Genomic DNA, 16,015 nt, shown 5'->3' with positions numbered 1-16,015 from the left:
TGCGTTATTAAAACAAAAACCCCCGCACGAGGCGAGGGTTTGTCAGCAGTCTGAGCCGGGCTTCCGCCCGGCTTTTTTATTTCGCACCGTATCGATGAATGCTCAGGAATGCGTTATTGCCGAGAATCGGAGCGACACGCCGTCGTATCGAAGTGCTAAGCTCCACCTCACCATGCTCCGACGCCCTCGCCTCCTCCTTGCTGCCCTCCTGTCGCTGATCCTCGTTGCGGGAACAGCCGCTTATTACTTCACCCGCCCGGCAGCCACCCTGGCAGCCATCCACCAGGCGATCACCGACAAGCGCTACCCTGACCTGAACCAGCTGGTCGATTTTCCATCGCTGCGGGAATCGGTCAAGGCCGACCTGGTGGGCCAGCTGGAATCGCGCGCCGGCTTTTCAACCGAAGCGGGCAGCATCATCGGCGGCATGGTAATCGGCCCGGTGGTGGACCTGGTGGTGTCACCGATCGGACTCGACCTGGTGCTCGCCGGCTACAGCGCCCGGGAGACGGCATCGAACGCACGCGCTGCCAAGGCCCCGGCCGATGCGCCGAAGGCCGGCGAAGACGCACCTGAAGCAAAAAACATCAGCTACGACACCGACTGGCAATCGCTGTCCCGGTACGACGTGCTGATTTCCCGCGACGGCAAGCCGGTATCGACGGTGACCCTGCGCCGATACGGCCTGTTTACATGGAAGCTGTCCGCCATCGACATGGCGGACTAGAAAAATCAACCTCCGGTTTTCTGGAAGGTATTCCGGTAGCCGAACAAGCCGACCGATCCGCCGGTGTGGATGAAGACGATGTTCTCATCCTTTGCGAACCGCCCGGCGCGGATCATGCCGATCAGGCCCGCCATGCCTTTGCCGCTGTACACCGGATCGAGCAGGATGCCTTCCATGCGCGCGGTCAATTGCACCGCCTCGATCATTCCCTCGGTCGGCACGCCGTAGCCGCCGCCGACATAGTCGCTGTCGGCCACCACCGCCTCGCGCGGAATCTCCGACTTCAGGCCGATATGCTCGGCGGTCGCCCGCACCAGTTTGTAGACGTTTTCCTCCTGCTGCTGCTTCGCCGCGCGCACGCTGATGCCGAGCACCGGGATGCCGCTGTTGCTCGCATGCAGGCCGACGACCAGCCCGGCCTGGGTGCCGGTGCTGCCGGTGGCATGCACCACATGGTCGATACGCACGCCGGCATCGAAGGACTGCGTCAGCAACTCCTGCGCGCAGACCACGTAGCCGAGCGCGCCGATCGCGTTCGAGCCGCCGCCGGGAATGATGTAGGGCTTTTTGCCCTTGGCCCGCAGCGATTCGGCAAGCTCCTCCATGGCCTTCGCCATGTCGGTGCCCGCAGGCAGGCGGCCGGCGATGGTGCCGCCGAGGATTTCGTCGAGCAGCACATTGCCGGACTGTTCGTATTCGTCGCCGAGATCCGACACGCGCCGCTCCAGCAGGATCTGGCAGTCGAGCCCGAGCTTGGCGGCAGCGGCCACCGTCTGGCGCGCATGATTGGATTGGGTAGCGCCCTGGGTGATCACGGTATCGGCGCCCTTTGCGAGCGCGTCGGCCATCAGGAACTCCAGCTTGCGGGTCTTGTTGCCGCCGCTGGCAAGGCCGGTACAGTCATCGCGCTTGATGTACAGGTTGGGCCCGCCGAGGAATTTCGACAGGTTGGGCATCGGTTCGAAGGGTGTCGGCCCGTGGGCCAGCTTGATGCGGGGGAAGCGCGCGAGATGCATGGTTGGTCTCCGTTGGTGATGTGGAACATCGGTGTAGATAAAGTGCGAGAGGTACCCGGATCCGGTCCGGCATCATCCGGATGCCGCGATCTCCTGCCGGCGGCGCATCGACCAGCGCACCGATGCGCGTGCCAGCGCGCGTGATGCATCGATGGATTGCGACAGCAGGGGTGATCCGACCGCGGCGAGCGCCACCGGCAGTTCGGTGCAGGCCAGCACGCAGGCGCCTGCACCACGCTGCCGCAGCAACGTGATTGCCTGCTCCAGCAGACGACCGGCCGGTTCAAGCTTGTGCTGCTTCACCAGTGCGATGGCCGGAAGGACCAGTTCGGCGCGTTCGGCGGGTGAGAGCAGCATGAAATCGGTCTTCCGGTCGGCGAGCCGTTCCTGGTAAATGTTGGCGTGCAGCGTGGCTTCGGTGGCCAGCAGGCCGACCGGCTTCCGCATCGCGTCATGATGGGCAAGTTCATCGGCCACGGCATCGACGATATGCAACATCGGCATGCCGCTGACCGAGGCCAGCTCGTCGTACCAGAAGTGCGCAGTATTGCAGGCGATCACCGCGCACTCCGCGCCGGCACCTTCGAGCCGCCGAAGTCCCGCCAGCATATACGGGAACGGCGACTCGCCGCCGCTCAGGATGGCGGCGACGCGACAGGGAATTTGCGGGACGGAATCGATGACGACGGGGACATGCTGCTGGTCCGCATTGACGCGGGTCTCTTCTACGATCTTGTGAAAAAAATCCACTGTTGCAAGTGGACCCATTCCACCCAGTACGCCAAGTATTCCGTTCATCCAAATCCCCGTTCAGTGAGACGCAATTTTAGCGCAGCGCGCCGCATGCGGCAGGCGCCGGATTCGATGTACGGCAGGAGGATGAAACAGATTCCGGAAGGGATGTCGGAAAGCGATGGTCGGCACACTTTCCCGTGTCTCTTCGGGCAAAGCGTGCCTTTCCGCCGCCAGGCATATCGGTTGCATGTGCAGCGGATGTGAGGATCATAGCGACGATTCTTTACAGCACTATGACGTAAAGCAATAAATCTTCATATCAACCATTTGTGCCCCTACGGGGCCATCGCATCAGGAGCACATCATGTCCCAACAACCGAAAGAACAGACCTCCATCGCCATGTGGAATGCCATCCAGGGTGAACTGGCCCGCATGGGCGTGACGCAATCGCAAGGCCGCGACGTGGAAGAAATTACCGGTGCGCTGTCGGCATCACACGGCTACTCCCCGGAACAGGTAATGGCGGGATTGATGGAAGGCGTCTCGAAGCGGGAACTGGAATTGACCGGCACGACGGTCAGGCTGTTGCATTAGGCTGTATAAGCTGCTCGCCATTGTTTCCGACGCGATTGACCTCGGTGCCGACCTCATACCACTCGAACGCGTCCGGCGGCAGCGCGACCGATCGCGCAAGCTGTTCCGCCTGCTCGGGCGGAAATCCGTTATCCATCCAGACGATCGCGTCCTCCGCGGAGAACACCACCGGCCGGCGGTCATGGACATCGACGAGTCCGCCTTCCGCCGCCGCGGTCACGATGACGAAGCCGGTATTGTCGGTCGCCTCCTTGTCGGGCCGGTAGCTGGTGATGGCCGCCATGAGCATCGGCCGGTCCGTTTTCAGACGGATGTACCACGGCTGCTTGTGGCCTTTCTCGCCGGTCCATTCATACCAGCCATCGGCGGGCACGATCACGCGGCCGGATTTCCACAGGCCACGAAAAAAAGCACCTGTGGCGGCCTTCTCGATGCGCGCATTGATGGCCATCGGCAAGCCTTTTTCCATCGCCCATGACGGCCGGTATCCCCAGTGCATCGGTTCGATGCGTCCCGCATCATCGTCCAGGGTATGCATCATCCAGGGATGGGATCCCGGCGGTACATTCCAATTGGCCGCACGTCCGCCTGCGTCTGCATGAAACGAACGGGCCGGCCATCCGATGGCTCGCGCATAGGCATCGGGAGAACGATGCTGGGTGATCCGTCCGCACATTTCAATCCTCCTCGATCAATCATGTGACGCCGGCGGGAACACGACACGGCATCAGCTCGACAGCCTGCCCTTGCCCAGTACCCGCATCAACGCATCCTTGCCGTGCAGCTTGAGCTGTCGTTCAAGCTGGTCCCGTGCAGTGTGTTCAGTGCCTTGCGGACCGCTGGTGATGCGTTTGCCGGAGGAGCGCTCGGTTACCGCCCATCCGCCGTGCTTGTCATACAGCCACGCATGCAGGATGAACTGCAGCTCTTCGAACTCCGGTACCACGACCTCTTCGCCGACCAGCTCCTGCGGTTCGCCGAATTCGTTCTGAATCAAGAATTTTTCCATGGATTTGGTCGCCGGGTTGTGCGCCTAATGGCAGTGCTTTGCATGTTCGAGCCGATGAATGACCGCTTTCACGATCGCATACATGATGGCACGTTCCCTGGTCGGATGGTCCGAGAAAGGCACCGTGACCGAACCGGCGATGACCGCGTCCTCATTGTGATGCAAAGGGTCCTTGCCGAACCCGATCGTGATGTTGTACGTCGCGATCAATGATCCGCAGGCATTCCAGTCGCGGGTCCATTTCGGCAAGGCCGTCGTGTTCTCCCACAATGTTCCGGCGTCGTCGGAGAACTCTTCGATTTCATGGTGACCAAGAAGATGCGCGAGATGACGTTCCTTCGCGACACAACTACGGAAATATTCTTCGTCACTCATGCGCATGGCGGACCTTTCCTGAATTCATCATTTTTTTCCTGAAGGCTCTGAACCAGCGCCGCATCCAATCCTGCGCGAACGACGCAGTCATACGGCACTGTCTGCTGTAAAAGCTCTGACCTGTTTGCCGCCGCGAGGTTTCAACGCGCTGAGCGGTGATGGCGCGGATCGCGACTTACATCTCCCTGAACCGCTTGCCACGCTTGAGGAAAAAACGATTTGCGAACGACCTGCATCAGCAGCCAGCAGTCAGCACAACGTCGGCCCGGGAAGCGAATGATCGATCAGCGCGATGGTTCATCTGGTTCGCTCGAATCGTCATGCCTGCGCCGCTGCCGAATGTGCAAGCACCGCACCTGCCTTACGACCTGCCTTACGTCGAATTGCGCTTCCCGACAGTGGGAAAAGCATGCATGCGGTTCCGATTTTTTGTATCAACAAACCTCAACTTCAACAAACATCAAACCGTCGATTTTTGAATTGCTTATGCGCAGCAACTACCTAGAATGGCTTCCAGAGCACCTAACAAAATGCACTAACAAAATGTTCGGCGACAGTACCGGACCACGTGGAAGAAGCAAGCGCAAATGTGTATTTCGTTAGGTGCTCTGCAAGTTGAAAAAGCGACGGCATCAAAGGACGGCATTTCGATTTGAACGATTCATCGACGATCGATTTTCATCCGGCGTTACGTCTCTTGCTCATCCGGGCCCACTCACATCATCAGGAGAAATCATGACATCGAAATTACTGGATCACATCAAACACTTCATTCGCGACGAAGAAGGCGCGGCAGCCGTCGAGTACGGATTGCTGGCTGCCCTGATCGCCGTGGTGATTGTCGTTGCGGTGTCGACCGTCGGCAATCGCGTCTGCGAAACCTTCCGCACCATCGCGACAAAGCTGGGCGGCACCGCGCCGGCATGTACGGCGGCAGCGACCTGATACGGACGCCGCAATTTCCGGCCTGGTTACCAATGCAGCCAGGCCGGGATCAAGCAGGCAGCCAGCGAAAACTTATTCCGGCATCCGGGCCACATCAAAACCATACCAGACCATGAGCCTCATCACACCATCATTGATAGCCGCAGCGGTCGTGACGATTCTGTGTTCGCTGCTTCTGTGCGCCGTCATCACCGACATCAAGGCGCACCGCATATCGAACCGGCTGGTCTTCATCGGCGCATGCGCCGGAATCGCATTCAATACCACGCTGCCTGAAGGCTACGGCTTTGTCAGCGTATTGCCGGGCGCACTTGGCTTCTGGGGATCGCTGTGCGGCCTGGGCGCCGGACTCGGCCTGATGCTGCCGCTCTACCTGCTGCGCGCCATGGGCGCCGGCGATGTGAAGCTGATGGCAATGGTCGGCGCCTTCCTTGGCGCGCATGCGACCTTGAACGTCGTGCTGTCGACCTTCGTCATCGGCGGCTTCCTGTGCGTCGCGGTCGTGCTCCGCAACCGGATGTTCGCGCTCCTGCTGAACAACCTGCGCACCATGCTGCTGTCGGCCTTCTTCAAGGTGATGATCAATGCAATGCCGACCGTCGACGCGGCGCCGTCGTCCGCCGGAAAGCTTCCCTACGGTGTGGCGATTGCCGCCGGAACGATCGCATGCGTGGTGCTGACGTCGATGGGCATCGATCCGGCGAATGGATATTGGGGCTTGTGAGACATGGCGCGCGAACTGGTCAATGACAAGTTGTGGGAGCAGATCGAACCGATGCTGCCGGTGAAGCGGCGTCGCAAGATCCACCCCGGACGCAAACGGCTCGACGACCGGCGCGCGCTGACAGGCATCCTGTTCGTGCTGCAGTCGGGCATTCCCTGGGAGATGCTGCCCCAGGAGATGGGATGCGGGTCCGGCATGACGTGCTGGCGGCGACTGCGCGCATGGCAGAAGGCAGGCGTATGGCCGAAGGTGCAGGCGGTTCTGGTGGCGAGGCAGCGCGGCGCGGCGAAGATCGATTTCTCCCGTATCGCCATGGTCAAGTCGCAGACGCGCGACCGCCGATGACGCCAGGGGGATCAAAGGAATCATCGAAGGTGAAGCACGGTTTCAGGCAATCGATCCAACTAACCGGCACAAGCTGCATGACGTGGCCGGCAACGAAACACACTGATAAAGCCAGGGAGGAAGTATGAAAGGCTCAAAGCCAGCATTCATGATCGCCGTGTCATGCGTCGTCGCACTCGCAGCCGTAGTGCTTGCATCGCATTGGATGGCAGGACAGGCGAATCTCAACACGAGCAAGGTGGTCGTCGCGGCGACCGACATCAACCTCGGCACGCGGCTGACGCCGGACATGATACGGCTTGCCGACTGGCCCGCCGACAGTGTCCCGGAAGGCGCGATCCGCGATGTCAAGCTGCTCGATACCCGTGTGACCCGGGTGACGGTACAGCGCGGCGAACCGCTGATGGAAACCAAGCTCGCCGTGCCGGGCGCCAGCGGTGGTTTGTCGGCGGTCGTCGCCGAAGGCAAGCGGGCGATGACCGTCCGTGTGAACGATGTGATCGGCGTCGCCGGCTTTGCGCTGCCAGGCAATTTCGTCGACATCCTCGTCAGTACCCAGAACGAATCCACCAGGCCCGACCAGCGGCAGGACCTGAGCATCTCGAAGCTGGTCCTCGAACGCATCCTGGTCCTGGCAATTGCCCAGGAAGCGGACCAGAACGACACCAAGCCGAAGGTGGTGAACGCCGTCACGCTGGAAGTCACACCGGAACAGGCGGAAAAGCTGGACCTTGCGCGCAGCGTGGGACAGCTGTCGCTGGTGTTGCGCAACCAGGTCGACGTAAAACCCGCGGAGACCATTGGCGCCACGAAGGAAACCCTGCTGTCGACAGCCATCGTCAAACCGGATGCTCCTGCGCCGCAGCAGAAGACCAACGCCGCCGAGACCAGGGAAAAGGTGAAGAAAAAGCCCGCCGTCATCGGCGTCGCGCACGCTCCTGCCAAAGAGCAGTGCCAGCACGTCATCACCGGAACCGGCCGCATTACCCAATGCCATTGATCCAGCGACGAACGCACAACGCATTTCTCGATACCTAGGGAGCAAAAATGGAAACCAAGATGAAACATGGTCAACCCGACAAATCCATCGCCCGCAATGCCAGGCATTGCATCGCACTGATTGTCGCCGGCGCAGCGGTCGTATTTCCGGCTGCAAGTCATGCACGCCTGAGCGTCGAACTGGCCAATCCGCCGGCACCGAACGCGCAACCGGCAAAGAAAGCGGCCAGGAAGGACGCTGACAAGGCGGCACCCGCGAAGGATGCGAATGGCGGCAAGGACCCGCTGGTAACGCAATCGAAAGCGCAGCCGGCCGCGCCCGTCTGCGTCGGGGAGTTGCCGGCGGCGATCAACATGGCCGTCCCGGAAGGGAAGTCGGGGCTGATCGACCTGCAGCGCCTGCGTCTGCCGGCACCGGCATGGTTGCGGTCGGTCGGCGATCCGGAAGTGGTGCAGGTTGAACCGCTGACCTCGCCCGCCGCGCGCAATATGTTCTTCCTGTTCGGCAAGAAAGTCGGCGCCACCAACCTCATGTTCCAGCATGCCGACGGACGCTGCGCGATCGTCGAAGTGAGCATCGGCATGGACACCGCAGCGGTACAGGCGAGCATCACGCAGCTGATGCCGGCGGAAAGGGATATCAAGGTCAGCGCCGCCGCGAATTCCCTGGTCGTCAGCGGCCGCGCCAGCGATGCCGGTGCGGTCGCGAAGATCATGACGATCGCTAGTGCCTTCGTGCGCGGCGGGGATGGCGACCCCGCCGAGCGTATTGTCAACATGATGTCGGTAAGCGCACCGCAGCAGGTGATGCTGGAAGTAAAGGTGGCGGAGATATCGAAGACGCTGCTGGAGAAGCTTGGCGTCAATGTGTCGGCAGTGGGTGGCAAGGGAAGCATTGCCTTCAGCCTGCTGTCGAACTTCGCCACGCAGGCCGGCGCCTCCTTGCAGGTCCAGAAGCCCGGCGGCAACGATTCCCTGCTGCTGGATGCGGAGCGCAAGAACGGCCTCGTCAAGATCCTGGCCGAGCCGACCGTGATGGCCATCAGCGGACAGGACGGGAGCTTTCTCGCCGGCGGCCGCATCTTCATCCCGGTCTCGCAGGATGCCAACGGCAGGATCAGCCTGGAGGAAAAGGAATTCGGCGTCGGGTTGCGGTTCACGCCCACCGTGCTGGATGGCGGACGCATCAACCTCAAGGTCGCGCCCGAGGTGTCGGAGCTGTCCCGGGAAGGCGTCGGCATCTCGTCCAGCGGCACCGGCGGCAATGCGGTTCTTCCGCTCATCACCACCCGCAGGGCATCGACCACCGTGCAACTGTTCGACGGACAGAGCTTCGTGATCGGTGGACTGATCAGGAACAACGTCACCGAAAGCATCAAGGCGCTGCCGGTGATCGGCGACCTGCCGGTGCTTGGCGCCCTGTTCCGCAGCACCGACTTCCAGACCGACAAGACCGAGCTGGTCTTCATCGTCACACCGCGCCTGGTGAAGCCCCTGCCGCAATCCTACCCGCTGCCCACCGACAAGTTCGTCGAACCAAGCCGCAAGGAGTTTTTCCTCGACGGCAAGCTTGAGGGAACGGCGCCACAGACACCACAGACACCACAGCCCCCGCATTCGCCCGAGGCGCCACAGGCACAACAGCCTGTGACCGAAAGCGGCACACCGGCACCGCTCGCCGCGTCCGGATTCCAGATCAACTAACAGGAGCGATCATGACAACCTCATTCACGCCATCCACGATCCTGGCCGCAGGCGCCGCCCTCGCCGTCGCCGCCTTGTTTGCCGGCTGCACTCCGATGCCGACGGCCCTGGACGACAGCTTCGGTTCCAGCCTCAACGCATTGAAGGCGCACCAGATCATCGACCACCACGCCTCCGCGCGAACCGACCATCCCGCGATGGACGGACGGGCCGCGCAGGATGCGATCGGCCTTTACCAGAAATCCTTCAGCGCCCCGACGCCGCACCAGAACGTGTTCACCATCGGTGTCAGCCAATAACTTGCCCTCGAATCAGGAGACAATATGAACGACTCGCGCATCGCGGTAGTGTCGCCGGACAAGGGGCATCTCGGCATCATCGAGCATGCACTCCGCAGGATGTCCGCGGGCGCACGCATCTCTGTCATCGAAGGTGACCTCAAGCGCCTCGGTGCGCTGACAGAAGACCTGGCCGCGGATATCCTGATCGTCGATTGCGTCACCGGCGGCATCGAAGAGATTGCGCCGCTGGAGCGTATCGGCCGGCGCCATCCGGACATGAACTTCCTGGTGCTGTGCAAGCAGCAATCGACCGAACTGCTGGTGCAGGCAATGCGCCTCGGCGTGCGCGAGGTACTCGATGCGCCGGTCAATCCGATCGCATTGGAAGCCGCCATCGACCGCATCAGCTTCAAGGCGGGCCTTTCGGAAACCTGCAACGGCAAGGTGCTTGCCTTCGTGTCCTGCAAAGGCGGCAGCGGCGCCACCTTCCTCGCGGCCAACCTCGCCTATGCGCTGGCGGCCGGCGGCGACGCCAAGGTTGCGCTATTCGATTTCAACCTGCAGTTCGGCGATGCGCTTGCCGCGCTGACGGAACAGAAACCGGCCGCCAATCTGGCCGCCGTGGTGCGCGACATGCACCGGCTCGACGCTGCCTTCCTCGCCTCCAGCATGGCCAGCGTCGTCCCCGGCCTCGCCGTACTTGCCGGGCCGGAGGACCCGGCGCACGGCCTGGAAGTGAAGCCGGACCATATCGATGCACTGCTGCGCATCGCGCGCAGCCGGCACGACTACGTGATTCTCGACCTCGACCGCGTACTTGATGCGCCGACCATACGCGCGCTCGACCATGCCGACATCATCTATCCCGTGCTGCAAGGCACGTTGCCGTTCGTGCGAGGCGCGAAGCACATGCTGGACATCTTCCGCAACCTCGATTACCCGCAACATAAAGTGCAGCCGGTGCTGAATCGCTACCACAAGGGAAGCGACCTGCCGCTGAAGGAAACCGAGGCGGTCATCGGCGCGAAGGTAGCCCGGACGATTCCGAATCACTATGAAACCGCCGCCGCATCGCTGGACCAGGGCGTGCCCGTCACCGTGCTGGCGAGCGGAAGCCCGATATCGGCATCGCTGCAGGAATGGTGCGCGCATCTGCAGGGCAGGCAGGAGACGGTCTGCGAGAGCTGGCTCGCACGGGCGCAGATGCGCATGAGCCTGCGCATTTGCGGCGCCAGGCTGAAGAAGGCCACGGCATAACGGGACAGCAACGCAACAGCACTGCAGCAAGCGGACTACGACAACGGAGATCAACATGTCATTACGCGAAAGACTGGTTACCAGCCACGACACCCACGGCACGTGCAGCATCAATGGCGTGAACGCCGCCGAAGACCTGCCGCGCCCGGCTGCGCGGACCGGCGGCACCACCGCCTACCGCGAGCTCAAGCAGCGCACCCACGTTACCCTGCTCGAACGCATCGATCTCAAGGCGATGGAGATGTTGCCGCAGCACCAGCGCAAGGATGAATTGACCCAGCTGGTCGAGGAAGTCCTCAGCACCGGCAGCGTGGTCGTCAACGATGCCGAGCGCAAGACCCTGGTGCGCGACATCCTGCACGAGATGCTGGGATTCGGACCGCTGGAGCTGCTGATGGCCGATCCCACCGTGTCCGACATCCTGATCAATACGCACCGGCATGTGTACGTCGAGCGCAACGGCAAGCTCGAAGCGACCGATGTCTGCTTCAACGACAACGCTCACCTGATGAAAATCATCGACAAGATCGTATCCGGCGTCGGCCGTCGTGTCGACGAGGCCAGTCCGATGGTGGACGCCCGGCTGCCGGACGGTTCCCGCATCAACGTGATCATTCCGCCGCTGGCCATCGACGGTCCCATCATGTCGATCCGCCGCTTCTCTGTGAAGCCGCTGACGATGGATGATTTCCTGCGGTTCCAGACCGTCACGCCGCCGATGGCGCAGTTCCTCGAAGGCGCGGTCAGGGCAAAGCTGAACATGATGATTTCCGGCGGCACCGGCGGCGGCAAGACCACCCTGCTGAATATCCTGTCGGGCTTCATCGGCGCGGGCGAGCGGGTAGTCACCATTGAGGACACGGCCGAACTGCGGCTGCAGCAACCCCATGTCGTGCGCCTCGAATCGCGGCCGGCCAACATCGAAGGCAAGGGCGAGATATCGCAGCGCGCATTGGTGAAGAATGCGCTGCGCATGCGTCCCGACCGCATCATCGTCGGCGAAGTGCGCGGCATCGAAGCGGTCGACATGATGCAGGCGATGAACAGCGGCCACGAAGGGTCGCTTGCCACCATCCACGCCAACTCGCCACGCGATGCGCTGATGCGACTGGAAAACATGATCAGCACGGCCGGCCTGCACCTGCCGCCGAAGACCACCCGCCAGCAGATCTCTTCCGCCATCGCGATCGTGGCGCAGATCGCGCGCATGTCCGACGGCAGGCGCCGCATCGTCAGCATCCAGGAAGTCACCGGCATGGAAGGCGAAGTGGTCACCATGCAGGAGATCTTCACCTTCCGGCAGACCGGCGTCGCCGCCGACGGCACGGTGCAAGGCCAGTTCCGCGCGACCGGCGCCCGCCCGCGCTGCTGCGACCGGCTGCACGCGCATGGCATAGACATACCGGAAAGCCTGTTCGACCCGACCCGGCTGTACGACATCCATTCCTGATCGAGGACGCCATGGACTATCTCTATCTCGCCACCGCACTCGCCATCTTCGTCGCCGTCGCGCTGCTGGTGGAAGGCATCGGCATACTATGGAACTCCACCCGCGGCGCCGACGCACGGCGTATCGCCCGCAGGCTGCGCAATATCGCGGGCGACGAAGGGGCGGACCAGCCCGTGATTTCGATCCAGCGCCGCCGTGTCTTCAGCGAGCAGCCGCTGCTGCATCGCCTGCTGCAGCGGCTGCGGCCGGCGCAGCGGCTGGACAGGCTGCTGCTGCAATCGGGCGGCGGCATGAACGTGGCGCAGTTCCTCGCGCTGACATCGGCTTGCAGCCTCGCCGTGCTGGCAGTGCTGGTGACAATTGGCGTGCCGTTCCTGATCGCCTTGCCGGCGGCGGTTGCTGCCTCGGCGATTCCCCTGTTTTTGGTCGCCGGCAAAAAACACCGCCGCCTGGCACGCCTGGAACAGCAGCTTCCCGAAGCGCTGGAACTCATGAGTCGCGCCCTGCGTGCAGGCCATGCGCTGCCTTCCTGCATCAAGATGGTCTGCGATGAAATGCCCGAACCCATCAACGCCGAGTTCCGGATCGTCTTCAACGAAGTCCAGTACGGCGTGGCGCTGCGCGAGGCGCTGAACAACCTGTCCGCCCGCGTTCCCGGCAGCGATGTCGCCTTCTTCGTCGTCGCCGTGCTGATCCAGCGCGAGACCGGCGGCAACCTGGCCGAACTGCTCGACACCATCGCCACCATCATCCGCGAACGCTTCAAGCTGTTCGCCCAGGTGCAGGTGTATTCGGCGGAAGGCCGCCTGTCGGCATGGATACTCGGACTGCTGCCATTCCTGCTAGGGGCCGTGCTGCATATGGTCAATCCCGGCTTCATGAAGACCCTTTGGGAAGATCCGGCCGGCCGGCAATTGCTCGGCGGCGTGCTGGTCCTGATGGTGCTGGGCATCTTCTGGATGAGGAACGTCATCCGGATCCGGGTTTAAACGAGAGGAGACACACCATGATTGCCAACGCCACCCTGTATCTGGCGATCCTGTTCGCCGCCGTCTTCGGACTATCGATGCTGCTGATGCGCAATCTCATGCCTGACGCGGGCCGGCGGCGCATGAAGCTGACGCCGGCGTCGCCTGCGCCGGTGTCCGGCACGGCGGGCGACTGGAGCGCACGAATCGAGAAAATTTCCGGCCCGCTGGCCCGCCTCGCGATACCCGACCAGGGGTGGGAAAAATCCTCGCTGCGCATTCGATTCATGCATGCCGGCTATCGCGGCGGCAAGGCAGCGACCATCTACTTCGCGGCAAAGACCGCGCTGGCGGTCGCCCTGCCCGCGCTGCTCCTGCCGGCCGTCACCGTGTCCGGCGCCAAGCTGCCTGCCGCCATGCTGATGTTCGCCTTGCTGACGGCCGCGGCCATCGGCTTCTACCTGCCGAATGCCGTGCTTGCCGCAATCATCCGCCGGCGCCAGCGCGACATCTTCGAGAATTTCCCCGACGTGCTGGACCTAATGACGGTCTGCATCGAGGCCGGCCTGTCGGTGGACGCGGCGATCAATCGCGTGGCGCAGGAAGCCGCCGCGACCTCGCCGGCCATCAGCGGTGAACTGCACATGGTGACGCTGGAGCTGGGTGCCGGAGGCGGCAAGGAAAAGGCATTGCGCAATCTCGCCACACGTACCGGCGTGGGCGACATCGACACGCTGGTCACGATGCTGATCCAGGCCGAGCAGTTCGGCACCAGCATCGGCGACTCGCTGCGGGTGCATGCGGAGCATCTGCGCATCAAGCGCCGCCGCATCGCGGAGGAGGCGGCGGCGAAGGTATCGCTGAAGCTGCTGATGCCGCTGATCTTCTGCATCTTCCCCGCTCTCATGCTGATCATGCTGGGCCCGGCGATCCTGCAAATTTACCGGGTGTTGTTGCCGTCGCTCGGCGGGCAGTAAATCTTGTTGTTCCATCCAATACGACCAGGGAGATTCACATGAAAAAGACACACATCCTGCTGCCCATGTTGCCGCTGGCCTGTAGCATTTCCATCGCGCTTGATGCCCGAGCCAATCAGGGCGGCGATAGCGCAATGCGTATCGAGCCGGTGTACAGCGTCGAGCATTCCGACGCCAGTGCCGACAACCTCTACAGACTGGGGCGCCACTACCATGCGCAGAACCGGCTCGACGATGCCGCCTCCGCCTATCGCAGCGCGATTGCCAAGGAGCCGGCGCATGCCGACGCACGCAATGCGCTCGCGACCATCCTTGCCGGACAGAGCCGGCTCGACGAGGCGCTGGCGGAGCTGCATGAGGCCCTGCGGCACCAGCCCAGGCTTTCGTACGTGCACAACAATCTCGGCTATACCTACCTGCTGAAGAAAGACTTCATCGGCGCCATTTCCGCCCTGAAGACAGCCATCGCACTCGAACCCGGCAACCAAAAGGCGAACGCGAACCTCGACCAGGCATACCAGATGTTCAGCAGCGCCATGGGACCGAATGCGCCGTTGCCGGATGCGGCCAGCAGCGAATCGGGTACTTCCGGCGCAAGCGGCGTCGTCCCGGTAACGGTGCCGCCGGTTACTGCCAACCCGGCGGCCCTGGTTGCCGCGCCTGCCGCATCGGTCCCGGCGGCGCCGGCGCCCGTATCCGCAAGGCCGGCCATGGCGGCACAGGACATTGCCGAAGGAACGGAAAGGTCCGCATTGGCCATCAGCCGGAAGGTCCGCATCGAGATCGGCAATGGCACGCGCAATGCCGCACTGGCGAAGAGCGTCGCCGACATCCTGGCCGGCAGCGGCATGACGGTGACACGCGTGGCCGGACTCAGGCCGTACAGCCAGCGCCGTACCGTGATCCTGTACCGGGACGGATTTCGTGAGGAAGCGTTGACTCTGAGCCGCAGTTTCGACAAGCCGCCGGCTGTGGCGAAAGACACGCACAGGCGCGGCGCGCTGCATCAATTCGACCTGCGCCTCGTGCTGGGCAAAACCGCCGTGCAGGGTACCCAGCTTGCGAACTGGAACGGCGGCAAGATTGCCCAGGCCGGCAACGGAACCGGATGCGCGAGTGGCGCGAAAGCGGCAGCGGAGGCAGGGGTACAGAAATGCGTCCGCTAGAACGCTTTCGGCGGGGCTATGGCGGAGGAAGCCTGGAGCGCGGATCATCGGCGGTCGAATTTGCCATCGTCGCCCCGCTGCTGTTCTTCCTGCTGTTTGCCATCATCGATCTGTGCGTGCTGTTCTGGGTCAACCTCACCATGCAGCACGCGGTCAGGGAAGGCGCGCGCTATGCGGTCACCGGCCAGGACGACGCCGATCCGTCCGTCCGCAACCGGCAGCGCCATCTCGCGGTGGTCGAGCGGATCAAGGACAGTTCGATGGGACTGTACGACCGGGTGCAGCCCCGGATCAACGGCATCGGCTATGGCGATCCGTCGAAATACACCGCGGGCATGTTCGGCGCGGCGGGACAGATCATGGTGCTTCGCCTCGACTGCGTCTGGCCGCTGATGACCCCGCTGGTCCAGCCTTTCTTCAAGGACGGGAAGTACACCTTCTCGGTCGCCGCAACCATGCGCAACGAGGCATTCCCATGAAACGTCGACCCGACAGTGCGCGCGGCGGCGCGGCCGTGGAGTTCCTGCTGTGCCTGCCTCTCCTGCTCCTGCTTGCCTTTCCGGTGGTGGACCTTGCCCGCGTGTTGCAGGCCAATGCCATCCTCGTCGCCATGTCACGCGAAGGGGCCAACCTCGCTTCGCGCACCCGCATGGACGAGCAAACCGTCATGGCGGCGCTGGCGGCCACCGCGCCGCCGCTGGACATGCGCAGGAACGGATCGATCCGCATCACCAGGATACTC

The 16,015-nt window shown here is 62.8% G+C and carries 20 protein-coding genes and 1 pseudogene; 16 read left to right on the top strand and 5 right to left on the bottom strand.

What is annotated here, in order from left to right; all coding sequences use genetic code 11:
• The first annotated feature begins 172 nt into the window (after nucleotides 1-172).
• Nucleotides 173-727, top strand: a complete 555-nt coding sequence (locus V7080_RS13815) for a DUF2939 domain-containing protein (RefSeq protein ID WP_334188971.1) — start codon at nucleotides 173-175, stop codon at nucleotides 725-727.
• A 5-nt stretch (nucleotides 728-732) separates the two neighbouring features.
• Here V7080_RS13815 and V7080_RS13810 read toward each other — a convergent pair whose 3' ends face one another.
• Together V7080_RS13810 and V7080_RS13805 are read right to left on the bottom strand one after the other, a co-directional pair.
• Complete coding sequence (locus V7080_RS13810; protein ID WP_334188970.1) at nucleotides 733-1,743, bottom strand: D-cysteine desulfhydrase; 1,011 nt, start codon at nucleotides 1,741-1,743, stop codon at nucleotides 733-735.
• Nucleotides 1,744-1,815: 72 nt separating this feature from the next.
• Entirely contained in the window at nucleotides 1,816-2,541 is a 726-nt protein-coding gene (locus V7080_RS13805) for an aspartate/glutamate racemase family protein (RefSeq protein WP_334188969.1), read from the bottom strand.
• Nucleotides 2,542-2,842: 301 nt separating this feature from the next.
• Here V7080_RS13805 and V7080_RS13800 point away from each other — a divergent pair, with 301 nt between their 5' ends.
• Nucleotides 2,843-3,073 carry a hypothetical protein gene (locus tag V7080_RS13800; RefSeq protein ID WP_334188968.1) on the top strand — a complete coding sequence of 77 codons (231 nt, stop codon included), beginning with the start codon at nucleotides 2,843-2,845 and terminating at the stop codon, nucleotides 3,071-3,073.
• Here V7080_RS13800 and V7080_RS13795 read toward each other — a convergent pair.
• The 3 genes from V7080_RS13795 to V7080_RS13785 are packed head-to-tail and all read right to left on the bottom strand — an operon-like array spanning nucleotide 3,057 to nucleotide 4,457.
• Nucleotides 3,057-3,749, bottom strand: a complete 693-nt coding sequence (locus V7080_RS13795; protein ID WP_334188967.1) for an SOS response-associated peptidase — start codon at nucleotides 3,747-3,749, stop codon at nucleotides 3,057-3,059. The genes V7080_RS13800 and V7080_RS13795 overlap by 17 nt on opposite strands.
• A 51-nt stretch (nucleotides 3,750-3,800) precedes the next feature.
• On the bottom strand, nucleotides 3,801-4,070 hold the full coding sequence (locus tag V7080_RS13790) for a hypothetical protein (RefSeq protein WP_334188966.1): 270 nt from the start codon (nucleotides 4,068-4,070) through the stop codon (nucleotides 3,801-3,803).
• A 36-nt stretch (nucleotides 4,071-4,106) separates the two neighbouring features.
• On the bottom strand, nucleotides 4,107-4,457 hold the full coding sequence (locus tag V7080_RS13785) for an aminoacyl-tRNA synthetase (RefSeq protein ID WP_334188965.1): 351 nt from the start codon (nucleotides 4,455-4,457) through the stop codon (nucleotides 4,107-4,109).
• 158 nt (nucleotides 4,458-4,615) lie between these two features.
• Here V7080_RS13785 and V7080_RS13780 point away from each other — a divergent pair, with 158 nt between their 5' ends.
• From V7080_RS13780 to V7080_RS13715, 14 genes and pseudogenes are all read left to right on the top strand, one after another.
• Nucleotides 4,616-4,936: a hypothetical protein gene (locus V7080_RS13780; RefSeq protein ID WP_334188964.1), complete on the top strand. Its 321-nt coding sequence runs from the start codon at nucleotides 4,616-4,618 to the stop codon at nucleotides 4,934-4,936.
• A 256-nt stretch (nucleotides 4,937-5,192) separates the two neighbouring features.
• Nucleotides 5,193-5,402: a Flp family type IVb pilin gene (locus tag V7080_RS13775; RefSeq protein WP_334188963.1), complete on the top strand. Its 210-nt coding sequence runs from the start codon at nucleotides 5,193-5,195 to the stop codon at nucleotides 5,400-5,402.
• Nucleotides 5,403-5,514: 112 nt separating this feature from the next.
• Nucleotides 5,515-6,126 (top strand): A24 family peptidase, encoded by a 612-nt coding sequence (locus V7080_RS13770; RefSeq protein ID WP_334188962.1) that lies wholly within the window; start codon nucleotides 5,515-5,517, stop codon nucleotides 6,124-6,126.
• Nucleotides 6,127-6,129: 3 nt separating this feature from the next.
• Nucleotides 6,130-6,441, top strand: a pseudogene (locus V7080_RS13765) (transposase); the annotation flags it as partial.
• A 154-nt stretch (nucleotides 6,442-6,595) separates the two neighbouring features.
• Nucleotides 6,596-7,471, top strand: a complete 876-nt coding sequence (gene cpaB, locus V7080_RS13760) for a Flp pilus assembly protein CpaB (RefSeq protein ID WP_334188961.1) — start codon at nucleotides 6,596-6,598, stop codon at nucleotides 7,469-7,471.
• A gap of 47 nt (nucleotides 7,472-7,518) precedes the next feature.
• Complete coding sequence (locus V7080_RS13755) at nucleotides 7,519-9,174, top strand: type II and III secretion system protein family protein (RefSeq protein ID WP_334188960.1); 1,656 nt, start codon at nucleotides 7,519-7,521, stop codon at nucleotides 9,172-9,174.
• Nucleotides 9,175-9,185: 11 nt separating this feature from the next.
• Entirely contained in the window at nucleotides 9,186-9,473 is a 288-nt protein-coding gene (locus V7080_RS13750; protein WP_334188959.1) for a hypothetical protein, read from the top strand.
• Nucleotides 9,474-9,497: 24 nt separating this feature from the next.
• Nucleotides 9,498-10,712 (top strand): AAA family ATPase, encoded by a 1,215-nt coding sequence (locus tag V7080_RS13745; RefSeq protein WP_334188958.1) that lies wholly within the window; start codon nucleotides 9,498-9,500, stop codon nucleotides 10,710-10,712.
• A gap of 55 nt (nucleotides 10,713-10,767) precedes the next feature.
• Complete coding sequence (locus tag V7080_RS13740; protein ID WP_334188957.1) at nucleotides 10,768-12,162, top strand: CpaF family protein; 1,395 nt, start codon at nucleotides 10,768-10,770, stop codon at nucleotides 12,160-12,162.
• 11 nt (nucleotides 12,163-12,173) lie between these two features.
• A complete protein-coding gene (locus V7080_RS13735) occupies nucleotides 12,174-13,151 on the top strand; it encodes a type II secretion system F family protein (RefSeq protein ID WP_334188956.1) in 978 nt (325 codons plus the stop codon).
• Nucleotides 13,152-13,168: 17 nt separating this feature from the next.
• The gene (locus V7080_RS13730) at nucleotides 13,169-14,107 is read left to right on the top strand and encodes a type II secretion system F family protein (RefSeq protein WP_334188955.1); all 939 of its coding nucleotides are present in this window, start codon (nucleotides 13,169-13,171) and stop codon (nucleotides 14,105-14,107) included.
• Between the two features lie 38 nt (nucleotides 14,108-14,145).
• Nucleotides 14,146-15,273 (top strand): LytR C-terminal domain-containing protein, encoded by a 1,128-nt coding sequence (locus tag V7080_RS13725; RefSeq protein ID WP_334188954.1) that lies wholly within the window; start codon nucleotides 14,146-14,148, stop codon nucleotides 15,271-15,273.
• The gene (locus V7080_RS13720) at nucleotides 15,261-15,752 is read left to right on the top strand and encodes a TadE/TadG family type IV pilus assembly protein (protein ID WP_334188953.1); all 492 of its coding nucleotides are present in this window, start codon (nucleotides 15,261-15,263) and stop codon (nucleotides 15,750-15,752) included. The genes V7080_RS13725 and V7080_RS13720 overlap by 13 nt, the downstream gene beginning before the upstream one ends.
• Nucleotides 15,749-16,015: TadE/TadG family type IV pilus assembly protein (locus V7080_RS13715; protein WP_334188952.1), on the top strand; the 267-nt coding region annotated here is incomplete at its 3' end. The genes V7080_RS13720 and V7080_RS13715, both read left to right, overlap by 4 nt.

The organism is Noviherbaspirillum sp., from assembly GCF_036846085.1.
Lineage (GTDB): Bacteria > Pseudomonadota > Gammaproteobacteria > Burkholderiales > Burkholderiaceae_D > Noviherbaspirillum.
The sequence above is the reverse complement of the archived record's forward strand: the minus strand, read 5'-3'. Positions and strand labels throughout refer to the sequence as shown.

Bases quoted from the DNA above. Each gene is read 5' to 3' on its own strand.
- V7080_RS13750 (WP_334188959.1), top strand. From the start codon at position 9,186: ATGACAACCTCATTCACGCCATCCACGATCCTGGCCGCAGGCGCCGCC.
- V7080_RS13735 (WP_334188956.1), top strand. From the start codon at position 12,174: ATGGACTATCTCTATCTCGCCACCGCACTCGCCATCTTCGTCGCCGTC.
- V7080_RS13810 (WP_334188970.1), bottom strand. From the start codon at position 1,743: ATGCATCTCGCGCGCTTCCCCCGCATCAAGCTGGCCCACGGGCCGACA.
- V7080_RS13725 (WP_334188954.1), top strand. From the start codon at position 14,146: ATGAAAAAGACACACATCCTGCTGCCCATGTTGCCGCTGGCCTGTAGC.
- V7080_RS13805 (WP_334188969.1), bottom strand. From the start codon at position 2,541: ATGAACGGAATACTTGGCGTACTGGGTGGAATGGGTCCACTTGCAACA.
- V7080_RS13775 (WP_334188963.1), top strand. From the start codon at position 5,193: ATGACATCGAAATTACTGGATCACATCAAACACTTCATTCGCGACGAA.
- V7080_RS13815 (WP_334188971.1), top strand. From the start codon at position 173: ATGCTCCGACGCCCTCGCCTCCTCCTTGCTGCCCTCCTGTCGCTGATC.
- V7080_RS13780 (WP_334188964.1), top strand. From the start codon at position 4,616: ATGGCGCGGATCGCGACTTACATCTCCCTGAACCGCTTGCCACGCTTG.
- V7080_RS13755 (WP_334188960.1), top strand. From the start codon at position 7,519: ATGGAAACCAAGATGAAACATGGTCAACCCGACAAATCCATCGCCCGC.
- V7080_RS13795 (WP_334188967.1), bottom strand. From the start codon at position 3,749: ATGTGCGGACGGATCACCCAGCATCGTTCTCCCGATGCCTATGCGCGA.
- V7080_RS13740 (WP_334188957.1), top strand. From the start codon at position 10,768: ATGTCATTACGCGAAAGACTGGTTACCAGCCACGACACCCACGGCACG.
- V7080_RS13800 (WP_334188968.1), top strand. From the start codon at position 2,843: ATGTCCCAACAACCGAAAGAACAGACCTCCATCGCCATGTGGAATGCC.
- cpaB (WP_334188961.1), top strand. From the start codon at position 6,596: ATGAAAGGCTCAAAGCCAGCATTCATGATCGCCGTGTCATGCGTCGTC.
- V7080_RS13730 (WP_334188955.1), top strand. From the start codon at position 13,169: ATGATTGCCAACGCCACCCTGTATCTGGCGATCCTGTTCGCCGCCGTC.
- V7080_RS13770 (WP_334188962.1), top strand. From the start codon at position 5,515: ATGAGCCTCATCACACCATCATTGATAGCCGCAGCGGTCGTGACGATT.
- V7080_RS13745 (WP_334188958.1), top strand. From the start codon at position 9,498: ATGAACGACTCGCGCATCGCGGTAGTGTCGCCGGACAAGGGGCATCTC.
- V7080_RS13785 (WP_334188965.1), bottom strand. From the start codon at position 4,457: ATGAGTGACGAAGAATATTTCCGTAGTTGTGTCGCGAAGGAACGTCAT.
- V7080_RS13720 (WP_334188953.1), top strand. From the start codon at position 15,261: ATGCGTCCGCTAGAACGCTTTCGGCGGGGCTATGGCGGAGGAAGCCTG.